At 65.4% G+C, this 886-nt stretch carries 1 protein-coding gene; it reads right to left on the bottom strand.

From position 1 onward, the window contains the following. Positions 1-881, bottom strand: an 881-nt coding sequence (locus AC1DTN_RS37440; RefSeq protein ID WP_477925168.1) for a F0F1 ATP synthase subunit alpha, incomplete at its 3' end; no start/stop codon positions are given. Positions 882-886 lie beyond the last annotated feature (5 nt).

Here is an 886-nt window from a genome sequence, read left to right as displayed (position 1 = left end):
TCGCCAGGGTAGGCTTCGCGGCCCGGCGGGCGGCGCAGCAGCAGCGAGACCTGGCGGTAGGCCACGGCCTGCTTGGACAGGTCGTCATAGACGATCAGCGCGTCCTGGCCGCGGTCGCGGAAGTACTCGCCCATCGTGCAGCCCGAATACGCGCTCACGTATTGCATGGCGGCCGATTCCGAAGCGGAGGCGGCGACGACGATGGTGTATTCCATCGCGCCGGCCTGTTCCAGGGCACGCACCACGTTCTGGATCGACGAGGCCTTCTGGCCGATCGCGACGTAGACGCAGGTCATGTTCTGACCCTTCTGGTTGAKGATSGCGTCGATCGCMAYCGCCGTCTTGCCSGTCTGGCGGTCGCCSAKGATCAGYTCGCGCTGGCCGCGGCCGATCGGCACCATCGAGTCGATGGACTTGAGACCGGTCTGCATCGGCTGGTCGACCGACTTGCGGGCGATCACGCCCGGTGCGACCTTCTCGATCACGTCGGTCATCTTGGCATTGATCGGGCCTTTGCCGTCGATCGGCTGGCCGAGGGCGTTCACCACGCGGCCGATGAGCTCTGGGCCGACCGGCACTTCCAGAATGCGGCGCGTGCACTTGACGGTGTCGCCTTCGGAGATGTGTTCGTATGCGCCCAGAATCACGGCGCCGACCGAGTCGCGCTCGAGGTTCAGCGCCAGGCCGAACGAAGGCGTGCCGTCCGCGCTGGGCGGGAACTCGAGCATTTCGCCCTGCATCGCGTCCGACAGGCCATGCACGCGCACGATACCGTCGGTCACCGAAACCACGGTGCCCTCGTTGCGGATGTTCGCGCTGACGCCGAGGCCTTCGATGCGACTCTTGATCAGTTCGGAAATTTCTGCGGGATTGAGTTGCATGACTC

Source organism: Rhizobium sp. 01T444 (assembly GCF_056398305.1).
The sequence above is the reverse complement of the archived record's forward strand: the minus strand, read 5'-3'. Positions and strand labels throughout refer to the sequence as shown.